Origin of the sequence: Pseudomonas sp. RIT-PI-o, from assembly GCF_001297215.1 — a bacterium.
GTDB classification, from domain to species: Bacteria; Pseudomonadota; Gammaproteobacteria; order Pseudomonadales; family Pseudomonadaceae; genus Aquipseudomonas; species Aquipseudomonas moraviensis_A.
Genome location: NZ_LHPA01000011.1, coordinates 142,816 through 162,532 on the forward strand (window position 1 = coordinate 142,816; position 19,717 = coordinate 162,532).

Sequence of the window (19,717 nt, forward strand, 5' to 3'; positions counted from 1 at the left end):
TACAGATTCAAAACCGCGTGCTCTTGAGAAATTCCGCCAGACGCGGCGATTGCGGGCGTTCGAACAGTTCCTTGGGAGGTCCCTGCTCTTCGATCCGCCCTTGATTCATGAAAACGATCTTGTCCGAGACCTCAAAGGCAAACCGCATTTCGTGGGTCACCAGCAACATGGTCATGCCGTCTTCGGCCAGACCCTTGATAACGTTGAGCACCTCACCGACCAGCTCCGGGTCGAGGGCCGAAGTGACTTCGTCGAAGAGCATCAGGCTCGGGTTCATCGCAATCGCCCGGGCGATGGCCACCCGCTGTTGCTGGCCGCCGGACAACTGACCGGGAAAGTGATTGCGCCGCTCCAGCAGGCCGACACGCTCCAGCCATTTTTCGGCGAGCACCACGGCTTCATCCTTGTGCATCTTCTTCACCTTGAGCAGGCCCAACGTGACGTTCTGCAACGCGGTCAGGTGCGGAAACAGGTTGAACTGCTGGAAGGCCATGCCAGTCATCGCGCGATGGCGAGCAATGACTTTTTCAGGATGACGCACGCGTTTGCCGTTGACCTCGTCGTAGCCGATGGATTCGCCGTCGAGCAGGATCTGCCCGCCCTGGAATTCTTCGAGCATGTTCACGCAACGCAGCAGCGTGGTCTTGCCCGAACCGCTGGAGCCGATCAGGGTGACGACGTTGCCGCGCTGCATGCTCAGGTCGACACCCTTGAGCACTTCCACCGCGCCGTACTGTTTGTGCAGGCCGCGAATGTCCAGCAGCGCCTGATCCTGTGAAGCAACGTGAGCTTGAGTCATGGCAGGGCCACCCGCTTTTCAATGTGCCGGCCGAGTAATTCGATGCCGTAGTTGATGACGAAGAACAGAAAACCGGCGAACAGGTAGAACTCCAGGGTCATGAAATTCCGGGCGATGATCTGTTGCGTGCTGAGCAGCAGTTCGGCGACGCCGATCACCGAAAGCAAAGTCGAGGCTTTGACGATTTCGGTCGACGAATTGACCCAGGTCGGCAGGATCTGCCGCAATGCCTGAGGCAACAGTACGTAGCCAAGGGATTGGTAGAACGTCAGGCCGATGGCTTTGCCCGCCTCCATCTGCCCGCGCGGTAAGGCTTGCAGCGCGCCGCGCACGATTTCGGCGACGTGGGAGCCGCAGAACAGCGTCAGGCCCAGGGCACCGGCCTGAAACGCGCTGATCTGCCAACCGAGCGCCGGCGCCATGTAAAAGCAGGCCAGCACCAGCACGAACACTGGCGTGCCGCGAATCAGATCGACGTAAACGCGGAACGGTGCGCGCATCCAGAACTTGCCATAAGTCAGCACCAGACCGGCAACCACACCGAGCAAAGTGCCAAGGACGATGGCCAGCGCCGAGACTTGCACGCTGGTCAGAAAGCCCTGCCACAACGGCTCGCGGGCGAGCCACAATTCATGCAACCAACTGGGAGATTGGTACATCGCAGCCTCCTATCGACGGATCGCCAGACGCTGCTCGAGGTAACGCAGCAGCATGGCAATGAGGTAACAGGCCGCGACATACAACGCCGTGGTCACCAGCCAGGTTTCGATCACCCGGTAGCTTTCGACGTTGATCTTGCGCGCGTAATAGGTCAGCTCCGGCACCGCAATCGCAGCGGCCAGCGAAGTGTCCTTGAACAGCGAAATGAAGTTGTTCGACAGCGCCGGCAAGACGTTGCGCAGCATCACCGGCACGGTGACGTAGGCCTTCACTTGCCACTCGCCGAGGCCGATCGCCAGGCCAGCTTCGCGCTGCCCTTTGGGGATGCTCAGCAAGCCACCACGGAACACTTCGGTCAGGTACGCGCCGGCATACAGCGACAGCGTGATGATGAACGAGGGAATCTTGTCCAGACGAATCCCGAGACTTGGCAGTGCAAAGTAGATCAACAGAATCAACACCAGGATCGGCGTATTACGCACCACCGTGACGTACACCGAGGCCAGCACCCGCAAGGCGCGATGCTTCGACAGCAAGGCAAACGCCATCAGCAGGCCGATCACGCAGCCGATGGCGATCGACACCAGCGCCAACTGCAAGCCCAGACCGAGCCCCGCCAGCAAGGTGTCGAAATCGCGCCACACGGCGGCAAAGTTCAACTGATAGTTCATGGTCAGCAGTACCTTGAGCGGGGCGACGGTAACCGCCCCACTCTCACGGGATCATTTGAATTCGACTGGGAAACCGATGGCTGGAGATGGCAGGTCCACGCCGAACCATTGCTTGAATGATGCCGCGTAGGTCGGGAATTCAACGCCTGTCATGGCTTCATGCAGCGCGGTGTTGACGAAGTTCAGCCAGTCCTGATCGCCGCGCTTGACCGCACAGGCGTAAGTCTGCGGGCTCCAGGCATAGCTCGGGCTGCGGTAACGGCCAGGGTTCTGCACCATCAGGTATTTGACCGACGACTGATCGGTGGCGGCGGCATCGGCGCGGCCGGAGTTCACCGCCTGATACATCAGGTCGACGCTGTCGTACTGATCGACCTTGGCCTTGGGCAACGCCTGATGCACCAATTCTTCGGCGTACACGTTCTGCAGCACCGCCACGGTGACGTCATCGCCTGCCGCTTGCAGGTCTTCGATTTCCTTGTACTTGCTGTTGTTCGGCAACAGCAGGCCGACACCTTCGCGGTAATACGGCAGGGTGAACGCCACTTGCTGCGCACGGCTGGCGGTGACGGTGATGAACTGGCAGCTCATGTCTACCTTGTCGGTCAGCAGATTGGGAATCCGCGCATCGGACGACTGCACCACAAACTCGACTTTGCTCGGGTCGTTGAACAACCCCTTGGCCACCATCCTGGCGATGTCGATATCAAAACCCTGCAACTTGCCGTCCGCGCCTTGAAAGTGCCACGGCGCATTGGTGCTGCCGGTGCCCACGATCAACTTGCCACGGGCGAGAACACTGTCGAGCTTGCTGTCGGCCGCTTGGACCAGGCCGACGAGCGAAGAAGAAGCTGCAAGAACAAAAACACACGCTTTGAATAACGAAGGACGGCGATGCATGGCAAGCACTCCAGAATTGTGTTTATTCCGCTATACCGGAACACGGTTTGTTACTACGGAATAGACAGCAGAAAGTGTGCCACAGGCTGTAGAAGGAATCTGCAGCGCAATGAAATCTTTTGGAAATCAGGTGGATGCGATGAAAGTAATTCTGCGGTTACCGGGCGCGCTTTGAGCGCGCGCTACCTTTGGCTACAACCGGCGGGTATTCGCGCCACATGCAAGGGCGCGGCGCACCAAAATAGCCAAATGTCACCTGTCAACTCTGACAGTGGTGGTCAAGTAGAGGTTGATTTAGCGTGGCAGGCATCGCCGCAGTCGAAAAGGAGATCCTGATGAGCGCATACATTCCTCTTTTCACATTGCCTGCCACTTACCGCAAAGCCCTGAAAACCTGGCGCCCGGTCATTCTTTATTTCGCCAATGAACACTGCCCCGCCTGCGAATGGGCAGGGCCGATCTTTCGGCAGATTGCCGAGCCTTACCGGCTGCGCGCCAACATCTATATGCTCAACACCAGCCAATCGCCTCGCCATCCGAACGTGACCGGCACGCCTACAGTGCTGTTCTACAAAAACGGCAGGTTGCTCAAAAAGCTCAAAGGCATTGGGACGGAAGAAACTCTCGCGCGGGATTTTGCCGTGCATATCGGCAAGACCAAAGCGCCCGTTGCCGCGCGCAAACGAACGCATGATCTGACTTGGTTACGCCGAACACTCCGTACTTTGCGTACAGTCCCACTTGCACGCCTGCGCCGGATGTTCTGAACGAGCCTCACCAGAGATGTGAAGTGCATGCCAAATCGCCTTCGCGAGCAGGCTCGCTCCCACATCGAACCGCGTTGCAATGTGGGAGCGAGCCTGCTCGCGAAAAGGCCGGCACAGCTGGTAAAAAAAGCGCGAGTATTACGCGGCAGCACGCTCCAGCAGCACCCGCGTGACGCGTCGTTCTTCAACGGCTTTGACGGTCAGTTGCCAGCCTTCGTATTCCAGTCGGTCGCCCATCATCGGCAAGCGATCCAGAAGACTCATGACCAACCCGGCCATGGTCTGATAGTCCTCGGTGGGCTCAGCGCCGAAGCCGGTGCGCTGGCGCACTCGTGCCAAGGGCAGCGCACCACTGACGAGGAATCCACCACGCTCTTCGACCACGTCCGGGCCTTCGATTTCGCTGGCATCGGGTAACTCGCCGGCGATCGACTCGAGGATATCTGTCATGGTCAGCACGCCGACAAAATCACCGAACTCGTTGACCACGAAAGCAATGTGCGTCGAGGCCGCGCGCATTTGCTCCAGCGCATTGAGGATCGAATAACTTTCGAGCAGATTGAGGGTCTTGCGGGCCAGATGCTCAAGGTTCGGCTCGTTGCCGGCCAGATACTCCTTGAGCAGTTCCTTCTTGTGTACGAAGCCCAACGGCTCATCCACCGCGCCATCGCGAATCAACGGCAAGCGCGAGTAGGACGAATGCATCAACTTCGTACGAATGGTCTCGGCATCATCGGCCAGGTCGATCAGATCGACATCGGCGCGCACCGTCATCAGCTGGCGAATCGGCCGTTCCGCCAGTTGCAGCACGCCGCTGATCATCACCCGCTCACGGCGGTCGAACAGCTCGGCAACCGGCGCTTCACCGTTGTCGAGCAAATCGGAAATCTCCTCACCGACCTCCTCCACTGCGAGTTTGCGCCCGCCGAGCAAGCGCATTACCGCATGCGCAGTGCGCTCGCGCAGCGGACGCAAGCCCTGCATTGAGCGTTTGCGGCGTGCCCGGGCGATCTGGTTGAACACTTCGATGAGGATCGAGAACCCGATCGCCGCATACAGATAACCTTTCGGGATGTGGAAACCCAGACCTTCTGCAGTCAGGGCAAAACCGATCATCATCAGGAAGCCCAGACACAGCATGATCACGGTCGGGTGCGCGTTGACGAAACGGGTCAGCGGTTTGCTGGCGACGATCATCAGGCCGATGGAGATGATCACCGCGATCATCATCACTGCCAGTTCATCGACCATGCCCACGGCGGTTATCACCGCGTCGAGCGAGAACACCGCGTCGAGCACCACGATTTGCGCCACGATCGGCCAGAACAGCGCATAGGCGGTGTTGGTCGAGCGCTCGCCGACGTGGCCTTCGAGGCGTTCGTGCAATTCCATGGTGGCCTTGAACAACAGGAACACCCCACCGAACAGCATGATCAGGTCACGCCCGGAGAAGCTCTTGTCGAACACCTCGAACAACGGCTGCGTCAGCGTGACCAGCCAGGAAATACTCGCCAACAGGCCCAGGCGCATGATCAACGCCAGCGACAGGCCGATGATGCGCGCGCGATCACGCTGATGCGGCGGCAGTTTGTCGGCCAGGATTGCAATGAACACCAGGTTGTCGATACCCAGCACCAGTTCCAGCACGATCAGAGTCAACAGGCCTAACCAGGCCGTGGGATCCGCTAACCATTCCATAAAACGTCTCGATCTCTCTTCAGTGAATTCAGGCTGCCGGACACGGCGAAGTGCAACGCGAAGGCTCAAGAGCCGCGTTAACAACCATAGTCGGGAGTCGGAAGACGGGATGCTGCGAATGGATCAAGGTCGCACGAAGGCGCGTTGGAGAGTGCTGACTGGGAGGCTCCGAGAGGGTGTTCATGTAAATCCTGAATGAAAAATGGCCTTGGAGCGTACAGGGTCGAAGGGTCCGCTCCACAGCGGCAAATCATTTCAAAATCTGTACAGCCTGGAGAGATGGGTTGACTGTGTTGGCCCCATCGCGAGCCGGCTCACGCCTACAGGGGAACGCATTCCAAATGTAGGAGTGAGCCTGCTCGCGATGAGGCCCGAGCAAACACAGAAAGTATCAGAGGGCAATCGGCTCATCGATATGCCGATACTGCGCTTGCAGCGCTGTCGCCAGTTCCTTCGCCCGGCCCAGTCGAATCGGCCCGCGCTCGATGTCGATCAGCAGTGCCGGGCACGCCAACGCTGGCAGCGCCGACAGGTCTTTCACCCGACCATCGGTCAGGATCAGACAGCGCTGCATTTCAGTGGGAAAGTGTTTGCGCCGCACCGTCAGCCATTGCTGCGCCTGCTCCAGCGCCGCGAGCAACGGCGTGCCGCCACCGGCGCCCAAACCGTCGAGCCAGAGACGCAGGCCACTGGATGCCTTCAAACCCTGCACCTGCCACTTCCGCGCGGCCCCACTGGCCGTCAGCAAGGCCAGCCGCGCCCGCTGGCGGTAGGCATCGTCGAACAATTGCGCGAGCAGGCCTTTGGCGTCGCTCAAGGCCTGATGGCGACGGGTCGAGGCCGACGCATCGACGATCACCAACCAGACTTCGTGGGGTGAACGGGTGCGCTGCTGAAACAGCAGATCAGCGCGGTTCCAAGGGCGACCGTTGAGCAGCGTCCCCGGCCAGTTCACCGAACCGCTGCTGGCGCTCTGCCGTGGGCCCTGGCGACCATTGGCGAGTCGTCCGGCGCGGGGTCTGGCATTCGCCCCCGCGTCGGATCGGGGGCGAATGCCTAGGGCTTTTTTGCCTGCGGCGGCCAGCTCGGGACTTCGCGACGGGCGCCGGCAAGTTGCGCGGTGGCCGGCATTTCGCCCCATTGGCCCTGCCCTTCGCCGGGTTTGCTCTCTGCACCTGACGGCGGTGGCGCAGGCGGCTCAGCGTTGGCCGAAGGTTGTTCGCGACGGCGATGGCGCAAGGCAAATTCGGCCACGGCATCGATGTCCTGCTCGGCAATCGCATCCGCGCCACGCCACGCGGCATGGGCGCGGGCCGCGCGCAACCACACCAGATCGGCGCGCAAGCCATCGACGCCAGCAGCGAAACAACGCTCGGTAATCAGCGCCAATGCTGCATCGTCCAGAGGGATTTCCACCAACAGCTTCCGGGCGCTTTCACAGCGCGAGCGCAAGGCGTGTTGCTCGGTTTCCCACTGCGCGCAGAACGCCTGCGGATCGCTGTCGAAATCCAGCCGTCGGCGAATGATCTGCCCGCGCTCGGTCGGCGCGGTATGGCCGCTGAGAGCGACATTCAAGCCGAACCGATCGAGCAATTGCGGGCGCAACTCGCCCTCTTCCGGGTTCATGGTGCCGATCAGGACGAATTTCGCCGAATGTCGATGGGAAATGCCGTCGCGCTCGATCAGGTTGGTGCCACTGGCGGCGACATCGAGCAGCAGGTCCACCAGGTGATCGGGCAGCAGATTGACTTCATCGACGTACAGCACGCCACCGTCGGCCTTGGCCAGCACCCCCGGGGAAAACTTCGCGCGACCGTCGCTCAGGGCGGCGTCAAGATCGAGCGTGCCGACCAGACGCTCCTCGGTAGCACCCAGCGGCAAGGTGACGAATTGGCCGCTGGCGAGCAGATCCGCCAAGCCCCGGGCCAGTGTCGACTTGGCCATGCCACGCGGACCTTCGATCAGCACGCCACCGATTTTCGGGTCGATGGCCGTCAGGCACAGGGCGAGTTTCAGGTCATCGGCGCCGACCACGGCGGAGAGCGGGAAATGCGGGGTGTCGGTCATCAGGTTTTCTCTTTCGTGGTCGTGAGTGGTCTTGAAATTGAGGTGTGGCAGTTGTTGCCCTCACCCTAGCCCTCTCCCAGAGGGAGAGGGAACTGACCGTGTTGGTCTTTCGAGTTCCGTCGACCTGATGCATCGGTGCGACACACATTTCGACAGCGCTAAAGATCGGCTCCCTCTCCCTCCTGGAGAGGGCTGGGGTGAGGGTAGCTCTTAGCGGTTACATGTCTTCCTCTATATCCAAGAGCAAATTCTCTAACGCTTCTTTATAAGCCCCCGGCTCCTGCCACATCCCCCGCTGCTGGGCCTCGAGCATGCGCTCGGTCATGTCGCGCAGCGCGTGGGGATTATGCTCACGGACAAAATCCCGCGTCGCCGGATCGAGCAAATACGCATCCGCCAGCAACGCGTATTGATGATCATCGATCAACTGCGTGGTCGCATCGAAGGCGAACAGATTATCAACGGTCGCAGCGAGTTCGAACGCGCCTTTATAGCCGTGACGCTTGACCCCGTCGATCCACTTCGGATTCGCTGCCCGCGAGCGCACTACGCGGTTCAGCTCTTCCTTCAAGGTACGGATCTTCGGCAGATCCGGCTGACTGTGATCGCCGTGATAGCTGGCCGCCGCCTCGCCGCGCAGGCTTTCCACCGCAGCGAGCATGCCGCCCTGAAACTGGTAATAATCGTTGGAATCGAGCAGGTCATGCTCGCGGTTGTCCTGGTTTTGCAGGACTGCCTGCACCTGGCTCAGGCGCTGGCTGAATTGCTCACGTGCCGCCGTACCCTCGTCAGCGCCGCCGTAAGCATAGGCGCCCCAGTTCAGGTAAACCTCGGCGAGGTCTTCGCGGGTCTGCCACAGACGCCCGTCGATCGCGCCTTGCACACCGGCGCCATAAGCCCCCGGCTTGGCGCCGAAGATCCGCCAGCCGGCCTGACGCCGCGCGGTATCTTCATCGACGCCCGATTCCAACAGAACCTGGCGCTCGGCACGCACTTTGGCGGCCAGTGGATTCAAGTCGTCCGGTTCGTCCAGCGCGGCCACCGCTTGCACGGCGGCGTCGAACAGGCGGATCAGATTGGCAAAGGCATCACGGAAAAAACCCGAAACCCGCAGCGTCACGTCGACCCTTGGGCGATCGAGCAGACTCAGCGGCAGAATCTCGAAATCATCCACGCGCTGACTGCCCGTGGCCCAGACCGGACGCACGCCCATCAGCGCCATGGCCTGAGCAATGTCATCGCCGCCGGTGCGCATGGTCGCGGTGCCCCAGACGGACAGGCCGAGCTGGCGCAAATGATCGCCGTGATCCTGCAGATGCCGTTCGAGAATCAGCGTGGCGGACTGGAAGCCGATGCGCCACGCGGTAGTTGTTGGCAGATTTCGCACGTCCACCGAGTAGAAGTTGCGCCCGGTGGGCAGCACGTCGAGGCGGCCACGGCTGGGTGCGCCGCTGGGGCCGGCCGGGACGAAACGACCGCTGAGGGCGTCGAGCAGACCGCGCATTTCCGCCGGGCCGCAAGCGTCGAGGCGTGGGGCGACGACTTCGCGCAGGGACTGGATGATTACATTTACATCACACCACCCCGATCCCTGTAGGAGCGAGCCTGCTCGCGATAGCGGTGTGTCATTCAACACTGAATTGCCTGATCCGCCGCCATCGCGAGCAGGCTCACTCCTACAGGGGGATTGCAGTGTCTGGGAGATCAGGTCGGTGGCAAACAGTTCGAGGCGTTCGCGGGTGTCGCCGGCGGTGCGCCACAGTTCATCGCTGACGGCCTGCAACTCGCTCGGTCGCGGGCCGTTCCACGGATCGGCCAATGTGCAATCCAGCGGATCGAAGGCCAATTCAAACGCCTTGGCCAAGGCCCGCAACAGGCTCGACTGCGCGCCCTTGCCGTCACCGCGCGGAATCCGCAGCAACGCCAGTAATGTGTCAATGCGCAAGCGCCCGCTCGGCGACTCACCGAAGATGTGCAAGCCATCGCGAATCTGCGATTCCTTCAAATCGCACAGATAAGTGTCCAGACGTGGCAGCCAGATCGCCGCATCGGCATCGCTGTCGAGCGCAGCATCCAGCTGCAATTCGCGGTCGATTTGCGTGTCACGCACCAGTTGCAGAATGTCGCGCTGAAGCTCAAGGGCGCGGCGCGGATCGAGCAGTTGCGCCTCGTAATATTCGTCGGCGAGCAACTCCAGATTGCGCAGCGGCCCATAGGTCTCGGCGCGGGTCAGCGGCGGCATCAAATGGTCGATGATCACCGCTTGCGTGCGCCGTTTGGCCTGGGCGCCCTCGCCCGGGTCGTTGACGATAAACGGATAGATATTCGGTAACGGCCCGAGCAGTGCGTCCGGCCAGCAATTCTCTGATAGACCGACGCCTTTGCCCGGCAGCCATTCAAGGTTGCCGTGCTTGCCGACATGGATTACGCCGTGAGCGCCGTAGGTGTTGCGCAACCAGAAATAGAACGCCAGATAGCCGTGCGGCGGCACCAGATCCGGGTCGTGATACACCGCGCTCGGATCGACCTGATACCCGCGCGCCGGTTGAATGCCGACGAAGGTCAGAGCGAACCGCAGGCCGGCGATCATCAGGCGCCCGTCGCGGCACATCGGATCGTTGTGTGGCGATCCCCACCGCTCGAGCACCGCAGCGCGATTCGCTTCCGGCAGCGCGTTGAACATCGCCAGATAATCGTCCATCGCCAGGCTTTGCTGGCATGGGCGCAGGTCAAGGCTGTCGAGGTCATTGCTGACCCCGCCGAGCAGTTGCTGAATCAGCTCGGTGCCGCTGTCGGGCAACTCGGCAGTGACCGGATAACCGTGTTCGCGCAGTGCGCGCAGGATGTTCAGCGCCGCTGCCGGCGTATCGAGGCCGACACCGTTGCCGATGCGGCCGTCGCGGGTCGGGTAGTTGGCGAGGATCAGCGCGATGCGTTTCTCGCCGTTGGGCACCCGCGCCAGATCGATCCAGCGCCGCGCCAGTTCGGCGACGAAATCCATGCGCTCGGGCTGGGCGCGGTAGCAGACCACATCGGACTGACTGCGCTCGCTGCGCCAGGCCAGATCCTTGAAGCTGATCGGCCGACTGATGATGCGCCCGTCGAGCTCCGGCAAGGCAATGTGCATCGCCAGATCGCGCGGCCCAAGGCCCTGTTCGCTGTCGCGCCAGCCGGGCTCGTTGTCCTGGGCGCAAATCGCCTGGATCACCGGAATGTTGCGGCGAAACGGGCGCAGATGCGGCGCTTCGGGGCTCGATTGGGCAAAACCGGTGGTGTTGAGAATCACCCCGGCCTCGACCTCATCCAGCCAATCCTCGACCACCGACAGGCAGCCCGGTTCTTTCAGACTGGCCACCGCGATCGGCAGCGGATTGAGCCCGGCCGCCTGTAAACGCAGGCAGAACACATCGATGAACGCGGTGTTCGCCGCTTGCAAGTGCGAGCGATAAAACAACAGCGCCGCCACTGGTTGATCTGGCAGCCACTCGGCTTGCCAGTCGCTCAGGGCAGCGCTGTTTTTCTGTGGGTGATAAATCGCCGTTCGCGGCAGGGTCTGCGGTTCGCTCCACGGGTAATCGCGGGCGAACCATTGGTTGCCCAGGCACCGGAAGAAATCCAGCGCATTGCCCATGCCGCCCTGACGCAGGAATTGCCAGAGGCGATCCCGTGCTTCGGCGCTGACCGTGCTCAAGTCGCTGAGCTCGGGGTCCGGGCGGTCGTCGCCGGGCACCAGAATCAGTTGCACGCCGCGTTCGGACAGTTCGATCAGCCGCTCGACACCATAGCGCCAATAGGCGATGCCGCCGTGCAGCGAGATCAGAATGACCTTGGCGTGGCGCAGCACTTGGTCCACGTACAGATCGACCGACGCGTGATTCTGCACCTGCATCGGGTTGGCCAGACGCAGGCTCGGATAATCCTCCGGCAATTGCTGCGCAGCTTCGGCGAGCAGCGCCAGGCTGGAATCGCCGCTGCACAGGATTACCAGCTCGGCCGGGGTTTGTCCGAGGTCGGCAATGTTGTCATCCGAGACGAATCCGCCGGGCTGGGTCCTGAGCAGGTGCATGAGTTAAACGCTGAGCGCAGCGCGCAATTGCGCTTCGAGCTGCGCAGCATCGAGTTCCTGACCGATCAGCACCAGGCGCGTGACGCGGGCTTCTTCGGCGCCCCACTGGCGGTCGAAATGCTTGTCGAAACGCGTGCCCACACCCTGGATCAACAGGCGCATCGGCTTGTTCGGAATTGCCGCGAAACCTTTCACGCGCAGGATGCCGTGTTGCACCACCAGTTGCGTCAACGCATCGAGCAGCAGGCTTTCATCAGCCTGCGGCAGTTCGATGGAGATCGAATCGAAGGCGTCGTGATCGTGGTCGTCGTCATCACCGTCGTGGTGGTGATCGTGGTGGCTATGGCGGCTGTCGATGTGCTCCTCGGAACCGGCACCGAGGCCGATCAGCACGTCGAGTGGCAGGCGACCGTTGCTGGCTTCGATGATTTTCACTGCTGGCGGCAGTTCTTCGGCGACTTCAGCGCGTACCCGAGCCAGATCTTCCGGGCTGGTCTGATCGGCCTTGTTGAGGATGACCAGATCGGCGCTGGCCAGTTGATCGGCGAACAGCTCGTGCAGCGGCGATTCATGGTCGAGATTCGGATCGAGCTTGCGCTGGGCATCGACCTGATCCGGGAACGCGGCAAAGGTGCCAGCGGCGACGGCCGGGCTGTCGACCACGGTGATCACCGCGTCGACGGTGCAGGCGCTGCGGATTTCCGGCCACTGGAAGGCTTGCACCAACGGCTTGGGCAGGGCCAGGCCGGAGGTTTCGATAAGGATGTGATCGAGGTCACCCCGGCGGGCAACCAGTTCACGCATTACCGGGAAGAACTCTTCCTGCACCGTGCAGCACAGGCAGCCATTGGCCAATTCGTACACCCGGCCGCTGGCCTCTTCTTCGGTGCAGCCGATGGTGCATTGCTTGAGGATTTCCCCGTCGATGCCCAGCTCGCCAAACTCATTGACGATCACCGCGATGCGCCGGCCCTGAGCGTTGTCGAGCATATGGCGCAGCAGCGTGGTTTTGCCCGAACCGAGGAAACCGGTGACGATAGTGACGGGAAGTTTGGCCAGTGTTTTCATCGGTATGCCCTTTGGCAAGCGGCGGGCATACGGGACGAGAACCGGCAGCGCGCGTGCGCGTCGGAAGCATTCGCCACCGGATCACCCCGCCCGGTTGTAGTGAGAATCTGTGACGAGGCAGGTCTCCTGGCTGACGGTGTTCAGGCGCCGGGCCTGGCATTCGTTGCGCCTTCCCGCTGGCTTGAGCCTGCAGTGGCGTGGCAACGAACATCACCGTTCACAGTTGCGGGGGCAGCCGCGGCTTCGACCGCGTTCCCTTCTTAGCTTCGGCAAGTGCCGAAGAACCTCGGAAGCGCAAGGCTACGCATGCCCGGGAGGCGGGTCAACAGCTGCAACGTCGCCGCTATATGAACATGAATCTTTCATATATAAGCCGCGATCAGTTCTCATTTAAAAATTTGTCTGTAAGTTATTTCCTACATATATGGATGCACGCATTAAAACGAAACTCGCGCTAGAACGTGAATTAGAGCCATTGAACAACTGCATTACATTTCTTTACAAAAACCAAATTGATAATTTGAAACAGGATATGAACTATAAATATTCATACGGACTATGAATCACACATAAAAGGATTTTCTGCATGCCTGATTTTCGTCAGCGTTCAATCCTGTTTTTTCATAACCAGACTGTAAGCGAGTCAGCAACGTGAGCGCTGGCAATGCATTACGGCAATCAGGCCAAGCCGTATTAAAACAACTTTCCGAATTACTGGGTAATTGCCACTACGCGCACAGTTACGATTATCCAATGGCAGAACTTGCATCGCTCGGTCGGGACGCGTTCCGCGACTTCAATGCGACCTGGGAGCGTTTGTGCGCCGATGCGTACTTGAGCGCGGAGAACGGTACCCGCGAGCGGCGCATCTGCAAGTTCGAATATCGCCACCGCGAAGGCCAGTGGACGCCGTTGCCCGACTGCCACTTTTTTCAGACCGAAGCGCACAATCCGCTGCTGGGCGGCGTCCAGCGCACTTATCAGCGCAGCGAAGCGACGTTTATCGAGTCCGCAGTATTGCGCTCGTTGCTGGCCGCCGACCTGGCGCTGATGGAGTTGACGGTCGGCCGGCGTGACTGGCTAGTGACCTGCCATCAGTTCCGCATCCTCTGCGATCCAGGCCATAGCGGGCACGCCACGCCCGAGGGCCGGCATCGTGACGGGCATGATTTTGTTTTTCAACACCTGATCAATCGCCAGCATGTCATTGGCGGCGAGAGCCGGATATTCCATGACGATAGCGGCTGTGTGTTCAACGCAACGCTTACGGATTATCTGGAAACTATCGTGTTGAATGACCGGATACTTATGCACGATGTTTCTCCATTGCAAACATCAGGCTTTAATTCCGATCGCGGCAGCCGCGACATGTTGATCATTGACTTCGACCTGGCGGACTTCTAATGAATCATTCAAATCATGCACTTCCCATCGCCCTGCCTGGCACCCATGATTTTATTCTGAAGCAGTTCCAGCAAGCCTGTTCGCGGCGAACTTCCACACTGTCGTTGACGGCCAATGAAAACATCCTGTCAGACACTGCGCGGACGCTCGGGCAAAACCGGCACTACGAGCGCTATCTGTTCAACGCCAAGGCCATTGACGGGCAGCGCTACGCCGCCGAATTCAACGGTATGCAGATCGAACACTTTCCTGAAGTCGAGACATTGAAGGCGTTGGCGACGCAAGCTGCGCAGGCGATGTTCAACGCGCCATTTGTTGAATATCGCGTACTCTCCGGCGTCCATTGCACCCTGAGCGTATTGGCCGCCCTGACCGAACCGGGGGATACCATTGTGTCGCTGGCGCCCGAGAGCGGCGGCCATTTTGCCACTGGACCTCTGGTACGACGAATCGGCAGACACAGCGTTTATTGCAGGCTGACAGCAGACGGACAAATCGATCTCGAGCATTTCCAGCAAGTTGTTCAGTCACTCGCTGCGCCTCCCTCGGCGGTGCTGATCGATCATGGCCTGACCATCCGCGCCATCGCCATCAGACCGTTGCGCGCATTGCTCGACCGCTGCGGCCTCGAGCGAACCCTGATTTTCTATGACGCCTCGCACACTTTCGGACTGATCGCAGGTCAGGCATTCCCGAATCCGCTCGACGACGGTGCCGACATCCTGCAAGGCAACACCCACAAGTCCATGGCCGGTCCGCACCGGGCGCTGATCGTCACGCGCCGCGCCGACCTGGCCCGGTCGATCGAGCAGACGCTCAGCGGCGGCCTGGTGTCGTCGCCCAATCTGCCCGGTTTGCTGCAACTGTTCGTCACCCTCATGGAAACCGAGTGTTTCGGCCAGGCCTACGCTCGACGCATGTGCGCCAATAGCCAGCAACTGCACGACGCGCTGGTCGACATTCCAGGCTGGAAACTGCACCCCACCGACACGCACTTGCTGCTGCTGGAAGGCGAACAGGCGAGGCGCGCGGCGCAGCAGCTCAACGAGCTGGGCATCCGGGTCAACAACAAACAAGTGAACGGTCGGGATTGCCTGCGCTTCGGACTTCAGGAAATCACCCGCCTGGGCATCACCCCAGAGGATCTCGAGGCGTTGGCGCAGATTATCCGTAACGTCCTCAATGGCGGTGCAAACGGCGTCGACCGGATCCGTTTGGCGCATATTTGCCAGCGCCTGAACCAGGTTCACTACAGCTTCGATCAGGAGACATGCCAATGAGCGCGCCAGCCTGCCTGATTCTTGGCAACATCCGCGATGGCGAATACGAGGGCCTGCTGGCCGAGGGCATCACGCCCCTGCTGATTGCCGACAGCCGCAAAACCAGCAAGATCGCCGACGCGAAGCGGATTTTGCCGGTCGCGCTGTACGACTTTTCCAAAGGACTGACGGCCGAACTGATTGAACTGACGCAACAGTTGCTCAACCAGCACCGCTTCACCAGCGTGCTGAACTTCCGTGAGAGCTACGTCGCCATCTCGGCGCAGCTGTGCGCGGCAATTCCGGCACTGGCTCATCTGCACCGCAACGTCGAGAACACCCTCGACAAGGTGCTGCAGCGTCAACGTTTCCTGCGATCGGACAACCCTGATCTGCACGTGGTGTCACGTGAAGTGCGCATCGACGATCTGCTGGCACGCCCTGCTGAACTGCCCTACCCGTTCATTCTCAAACCGGCCAGCCTCTACAGCAGTCTGTTCGTGCGCTGCATCCATGACCGACAGGAGCTGCTCGATTACGCGACCCATGAATGGCCAATGCTGCTGCGGTATGTCGCCGGCAAAACCCGCGAGAGCGATGAGTTGCTGCTGGAGGAATTCCTTCAGGGGTCCAATCACTCCATTGATTGCGCGATTGAACCGGACGGCACGATCCACAGCTTTGCCATTGTCGATGTCATCGCCGGTATCGATATCGGTCGCGGTGATTTCCACCACTTCGCCCGTTACACGCCTTCGACCCTTGCAGCCGATGCGCATCTGCACGAGCGCTGCCAGCGCCTGGCCCACGATGCGGTCAAAGCCCTTGAGCTCAAGGGCACCTTTGCCCATGTCGAATTCATTCTCACTGCCAACGGCCCGCGAATCCTCGAAGTCGGCGCACGCCCGGGCGGCAGCCGGATTCACGTCATCCGTCAAGCCTGGGACCTGGCACTGGATGTCTGCTACCACCGGGCGCTCAGTGCACAACCGCTGCCTTCGGCCAGTCAGACGCCAACACCGTTCGGCATCGCCACACCCTTTGCCCGTTCCGACCGTCTCTTTGACGGCCTGCATCACGCCGAACGCATTAGCGCTGTGCCGGGTTTTCAGCGCTGGTACGCCTACGTGAATCCGGGAGAGGCCATCGGCCCGGTCAGCAACGGGTTTCAAAACTATCTTTACCTCGAATTCAGACAGTCCGACACCGCAAGCCTGCGCCAGTCACTGCTGGCGGTTGCGGACATCGATGTGTATGGCGAAAACGCCAGGGCAGCGGATACCAGACATGTTCTGGTGATCGGCGGGCGCGATTCGGGACTGGATTGGGACACGGCGCGACAGCTGCGCTTTACCCTTGTGCAACAGCCAGCCGATGTGACGGATTACCAGCGTCAGCAGGCAACGCTGGTGCTGACGGCGGATATCGCCGACCTGTCGGCCTACCGCGAAACGATCGAGCGGCTGCACCAGCAACGCCCCTTCGACGCCGTTGTATCGTTCTCGGAACTGGGTCTGTTGCCCGCCTCGCAACTGGGTGAACAACTGGGTATCAGCCACAACAGCCTGCGCAGCGTCGAAGTCAGCCGCGACAAGTTGCGCTTCCGCCAGTTGCTCCAGGGCAGCCGCTACGAGTTGCCGGCTGGCGCGGTCAACAGTGTCGAGGACGTTCGCGCCTTCGTGCTTCGCCACGGCCCGGCCATTGTCAAACCCGTCGATGGCTCAGGCAGCCTGGGCGTCTACGCCATCGACACGGCGGAAGATGCCGAAGGTCTGGCGCTCGCAGGTCGTAATCTGATCGAAGCGTTCGCCCGGGGTGACGAATACAGCGTCGAGTCCCTGAGCCTGGACGGCCACCATCAGATTCTCGGCATTACCCGCAAACACACCAGTGGCGCGCCGGGTTACGTCGAAACCGGGCATGATTTTCCCGCCGCACTCGACAGCGCCAGTCGCGCCCGGATCGAAGACGCAGTGCTGTGGCTGCTCGAACGCATGGGCAATCGTTGGGGGCCGGCGCATACCGAGATCAAACTCGACGGTTCACGCCTGCATTTCATCGAAACCCAGACCCGCTTCGGCGGTGACCAGATCTGGGAAATGGTCTGGAAAACCACAGGCGTGCACCTCGCCGCCAGCACTATCGCCGGCATGACCGGTATTGCGCTGCCGGCGCCTGCAAAACAGTTCGTGAAAATGGCCATCCGCTACATCGAAGCAGACCCTGCAACCGATCCGCAGCCACTCAAGGCCCGTCTCCTGCAGCAGCCGTTCGCACTGCGCGCGAGCCTCAATCAGGACAGGTTCGGCCGTCCGATCCGCCGCTCCGCCGATCGCCACGGTTACGTGTTGCTGGCCTGCAGTGACGCGGATGACCCGGCGCTTTTCAATGCCGCGATTTCCAATCCTCCCTTCACTACCCAAGGACAGGTGCAATGACCCAAGACCAGACGCTGTACTACATCGATGGACCGATCAGCCGCGACTTTCCGCTGATCTCGTTTTCCACCAACGTATACGACAACCCGGCCGACATTCTTGGTTCGATCACCGATCTGGCCCGGTACTTCAAGGCGGTGGAGTTCGAAATCGGCGAGGATGCCGAACAGGTATTCTGGTCTCTGGACACCGGTCAACGTGCCGAGCTGGCAGGCCAGATCCGCGACTTTACCCATCGACACGGCATCACGCTCACGGTGCATGCCGGGTGGTGGGGGCGTCAGTACAACCTGTGTTCTGCGGATCAGGCTGAGCGTGCACAGGCCGTGGATTGTCTCAGCGCGGCCGTGGAGTTCTCCCGTACCGCCGGTGCCACCAGCGTGACGTTCCATCCTGGCTACAAGGACCAACTGGACAATGGTGAACTGTTGGACAACCTGATCGCCGCGATCAATCAGGTCAAGGCCCGTTGCAATACCACCGGCATCGCTCTGTGCCTGGAAAACATGGGTGGCCAGCGTCCGAAGTTCCCGGTATTCACGGTCGAGGAACACCTGCGGTTCCATCGCGAAACGGGTTGCTTCGTGACCATCGACGTAACCCACCTCTGTTCGCTGATGCCCTACGGCGACGATTTGTTCGCAGCCATCGCCGCACTGGCGCCGGTTACCCGCCACCTGCACATCGCTGACCTCAATGGCACGCATCATCAGCACCTGCCTATCGGCGAAGGCGATCTGCGTCTGAGCGACGTGCTCAATCGTTTCGCGGTCAATGGTTATCGGGGCGTGGCGGTGGTGGAGGAATTCATCCCGCGCTTTTCCACCGAGTATTACCTGGAGAAAGCCCTGGCCTACAAACAGGGCGTAGAGACCTTACTTGCCGACGCGCGACAGAACACCCATGCCGGCTGAATCGAGTCTGGCGAAACCTGCGGTACACAGCGAGATAGCGACCGGCATCCGCGACGCGCTGCCTTTCGTGTTCTCGCTCTTGCTGACCTTCACCCTGATCGGCATGCTCGGGCGTCGTCATGGCCTGGAGTTGCCGGCCATGGTGGTGTTCAGCGGCACGGTGATGGCCTCGCCATTGCAACTGACGCTGCTGGAGACGCCCGCGCATCTGCTCAATGCCTTTGGGGTGCTGGTCTCGGCGCTGAGTATCAATTTGCGTTTTCTGGTATTCACCTTGAGCTTGAAATCCAGCCTTGATGGCCCGGTCAAAGCGTTCATCCCGGCGCTGGCGGTGATGGCCAATGCAGCCTTTACGCTGATGTCGATTCGCAAGGAGCAGCAACCGCTCAGCCGCCGCTACGCCAACACCGTGTGTTTTTTACTGTATGCCGCCGCTCTGCTTGGCACCGTGGCCGGCTATTGCTTCGCCAGCCTGGCCGACAATGCCTTGATGGATCACGCCAGCGTGGTAATCGCGATCTTCCTCAGTGCTTCGCTGGGCAAGATGGCCCGCGACCGTCAGAGCTTCCACGGGCAATGGATTGCCGGCCTGGCCAGCGCCGCGAGCCTGTTGTGGCTGGGCGAGATCAGCCTGTTGCTGGTGCTTGCGGTCACGGTCCTGACGAGTTATGCCTATGACCGACCCTAGTACGTTCTGGCTGTACGTGGCGATCTGCGCACTGGTGTCGGCGATCTGCCGCTTGCTGCCCCTGGCAGTCAATGTCGAACGGCTGTCGGGCGGCGCCCGCACCTTTATCGATCGATTGGGCAAATACACTTCGGTGGCGATGCTGGTGAGTCTGCTGGCGGGTTCGCTTTATCCCCTGGTCAGACAGCACGCGGAGAACATGCCGTGGGTGGCGCCAGTGGCGCTGGCCTGGTTGCTGAGCCTGACGCGAATCAAGTCCTACTATGCGTTTCTGATCGCTTTGGCGTTATACGTGCTGCTCGCAATGCGCTAGCGGTC

16 protein-coding genes and 1 riboswitch are annotated in these 19,717 nt (G+C 60.7%); of the genes, 7 read left to right on the forward strand and 9 right to left on the reverse strand.

Annotated features, from left to right (window positions below):
• Positions 1–7: 7 nt before the first annotated feature.
• From AEQ63_RS03335 to AEQ63_RS03350, 4 genes are read right to left on the reverse strand one after another with little or no spacing between them, the layout of a single operon-like run.
• On the reverse strand, positions 8–799 hold the full coding sequence (locus tag AEQ63_RS03335) for an amino acid ABC transporter ATP-binding protein (protein ID WP_064361770.1): 792 nt from the start codon (positions 797–799) through the stop codon (positions 8–10).
• Positions 796–1,458, reverse strand: a complete 663-nt coding sequence (locus tag AEQ63_RS03340; protein WP_042610356.1) for an amino acid ABC transporter permease — start codon at positions 1,456–1,458, stop codon at positions 796–798. Before AEQ63_RS03340 ends, AEQ63_RS03335 begins: the two co-directional genes overlap by 4 nt.
• A 9-nt stretch (positions 1,459–1,467) precedes the next feature.
• A complete protein-coding gene (locus AEQ63_RS03345; RefSeq protein ID WP_024012746.1) occupies positions 1,468–2,130 on the reverse strand; it encodes an amino acid ABC transporter permease in 663 nt (220 codons plus the stop codon).
• A 51-nt stretch (positions 2,131–2,181) separates the two neighbouring features.
• Positions 2,182–3,030, reverse strand: coding sequence for a transporter substrate-binding domain-containing protein (locus tag AEQ63_RS03350; protein WP_064361771.1), 849 nt, complete (start codon positions 3,028–3,030; stop codon positions 2,182–2,184).
• A 335-nt stretch (positions 3,031–3,365) separates the two neighbouring features.
• On the opposite strand from AEQ63_RS03350, the gene AEQ63_RS03355 reads away from it, so the two are divergent.
• Positions 3,366–3,797 (forward strand): thioredoxin family protein, encoded by a 432-nt coding sequence (locus AEQ63_RS03355; protein WP_064361772.1) that lies wholly within the window; start codon positions 3,366–3,368, stop codon positions 3,795–3,797.
• 138 nt (positions 3,798–3,935) lie between these two features.
• Here AEQ63_RS03355 and AEQ63_RS03360 read toward each other — a convergent pair whose 3' ends face one another.
• The 5 genes from AEQ63_RS03360 to cobW all read right to left on the reverse strand — a co-directional run bounded on the left by AEQ63_RS03360 (position 3,936) and on the right by cobW (position 12,696).
• A complete protein-coding gene (locus tag AEQ63_RS03360) occupies positions 3,936–5,495 on the reverse strand; it encodes a TerC family protein (protein ID WP_064361773.1) in 1,560 nt (519 codons plus the stop codon).
• A 391-nt stretch (positions 5,496–5,886) separates the two neighbouring features.
• The gene (locus AEQ63_RS03365) at positions 5,887–6,636 is read right to left on the reverse strand and encodes a vWA domain-containing protein (protein WP_082367698.1); all 750 of its coding nucleotides are present in this window, start codon (positions 6,634–6,636) and stop codon (positions 5,887–5,889) included.
• A complete protein-coding gene (locus tag AEQ63_RS03370) occupies positions 6,552–7,562 on the reverse strand; it encodes an ATP-binding protein (protein ID WP_064361775.1) in 1,011 nt (336 codons plus the stop codon). Before AEQ63_RS03370 ends, AEQ63_RS03365 begins: the two co-directional genes overlap by 85 nt.
• Positions 7,563–7,779: 217 nt before the next feature.
• The gene (gene cobN / locus AEQ63_RS03375) at positions 7,780–11,628 is read right to left on the reverse strand and encodes a cobaltochelatase subunit CobN (protein ID WP_064361776.1); all 3,849 of its coding nucleotides are present in this window, start codon (positions 11,626–11,628) and stop codon (positions 7,780–7,782) included.
• Between the two features lie 3 nt (positions 11,629–11,631).
• Positions 11,632–12,696, reverse strand: coding sequence for a cobalamin biosynthesis protein CobW (gene cobW / locus AEQ63_RS03380; RefSeq protein WP_042610347.1), 1,065 nt, complete (start codon positions 12,694–12,696; stop codon positions 11,632–11,634).
• A gap of 99 nt (positions 12,697–12,795) precedes the next feature.
• Positions 12,796–13,000, reverse strand: a riboswitch (cobalamin riboswitch).
• Between the two features lie 347 nt (positions 13,001–13,347).
• Here cobW and AEQ63_RS03385 point away from each other — a divergent pair.
• The 6 genes from AEQ63_RS03385 to AEQ63_RS03410 are packed head-to-tail and all read left to right on the forward strand — an operon-like array spanning position 13,348 to position 19,712.
• A complete protein-coding gene (locus AEQ63_RS03385) occupies positions 13,348–14,100 on the forward strand; it encodes a 2OG-Fe dioxygenase family protein (protein WP_152972318.1) in 753 nt (250 codons plus the stop codon).
• Positions 14,100–15,380, forward strand: a complete 1,281-nt coding sequence (locus tag AEQ63_RS03390) for a hypothetical protein (protein WP_064361778.1) — start codon at positions 14,100–14,102, stop codon at positions 15,378–15,380. Before AEQ63_RS03385 ends, AEQ63_RS03390 begins: the two co-directional genes overlap by 1 nt.
• Positions 15,377–17,797, forward strand: a complete 2,421-nt coding sequence (locus AEQ63_RS03395) for an ATP-grasp domain-containing protein (protein WP_064361779.1) — start codon at positions 15,377–15,379, stop codon at positions 17,795–17,797. Before AEQ63_RS03390 ends, AEQ63_RS03395 begins: the two co-directional genes overlap by 4 nt.
• Positions 17,794–18,711, forward strand: a complete 918-nt coding sequence (locus AEQ63_RS03400; RefSeq protein WP_064361780.1) for a sugar phosphate isomerase/epimerase family protein — start codon at positions 17,794–17,796, stop codon at positions 18,709–18,711. The genes AEQ63_RS03395 and AEQ63_RS03400 overlap by 4 nt, the downstream gene beginning before the upstream one ends.
• The gene (locus AEQ63_RS03405; RefSeq protein ID WP_042610344.1) at positions 18,701–19,399 is read left to right on the forward strand and encodes an AzlC family ABC transporter permease; all 699 of its coding nucleotides are present in this window, start codon (positions 18,701–18,703) and stop codon (positions 19,397–19,399) included. Before AEQ63_RS03400 ends, AEQ63_RS03405 begins: the two co-directional genes overlap by 11 nt.
• A complete protein-coding gene (locus tag AEQ63_RS03410) occupies positions 19,386–19,712 on the forward strand; it encodes an AzlD domain-containing protein (RefSeq protein ID WP_042610343.1) in 327 nt (108 codons plus the stop codon). Before AEQ63_RS03405 ends, AEQ63_RS03410 begins: the two co-directional genes overlap by 14 nt.
• Positions 19,713–19,717: the final 5 nt, after the last annotated feature.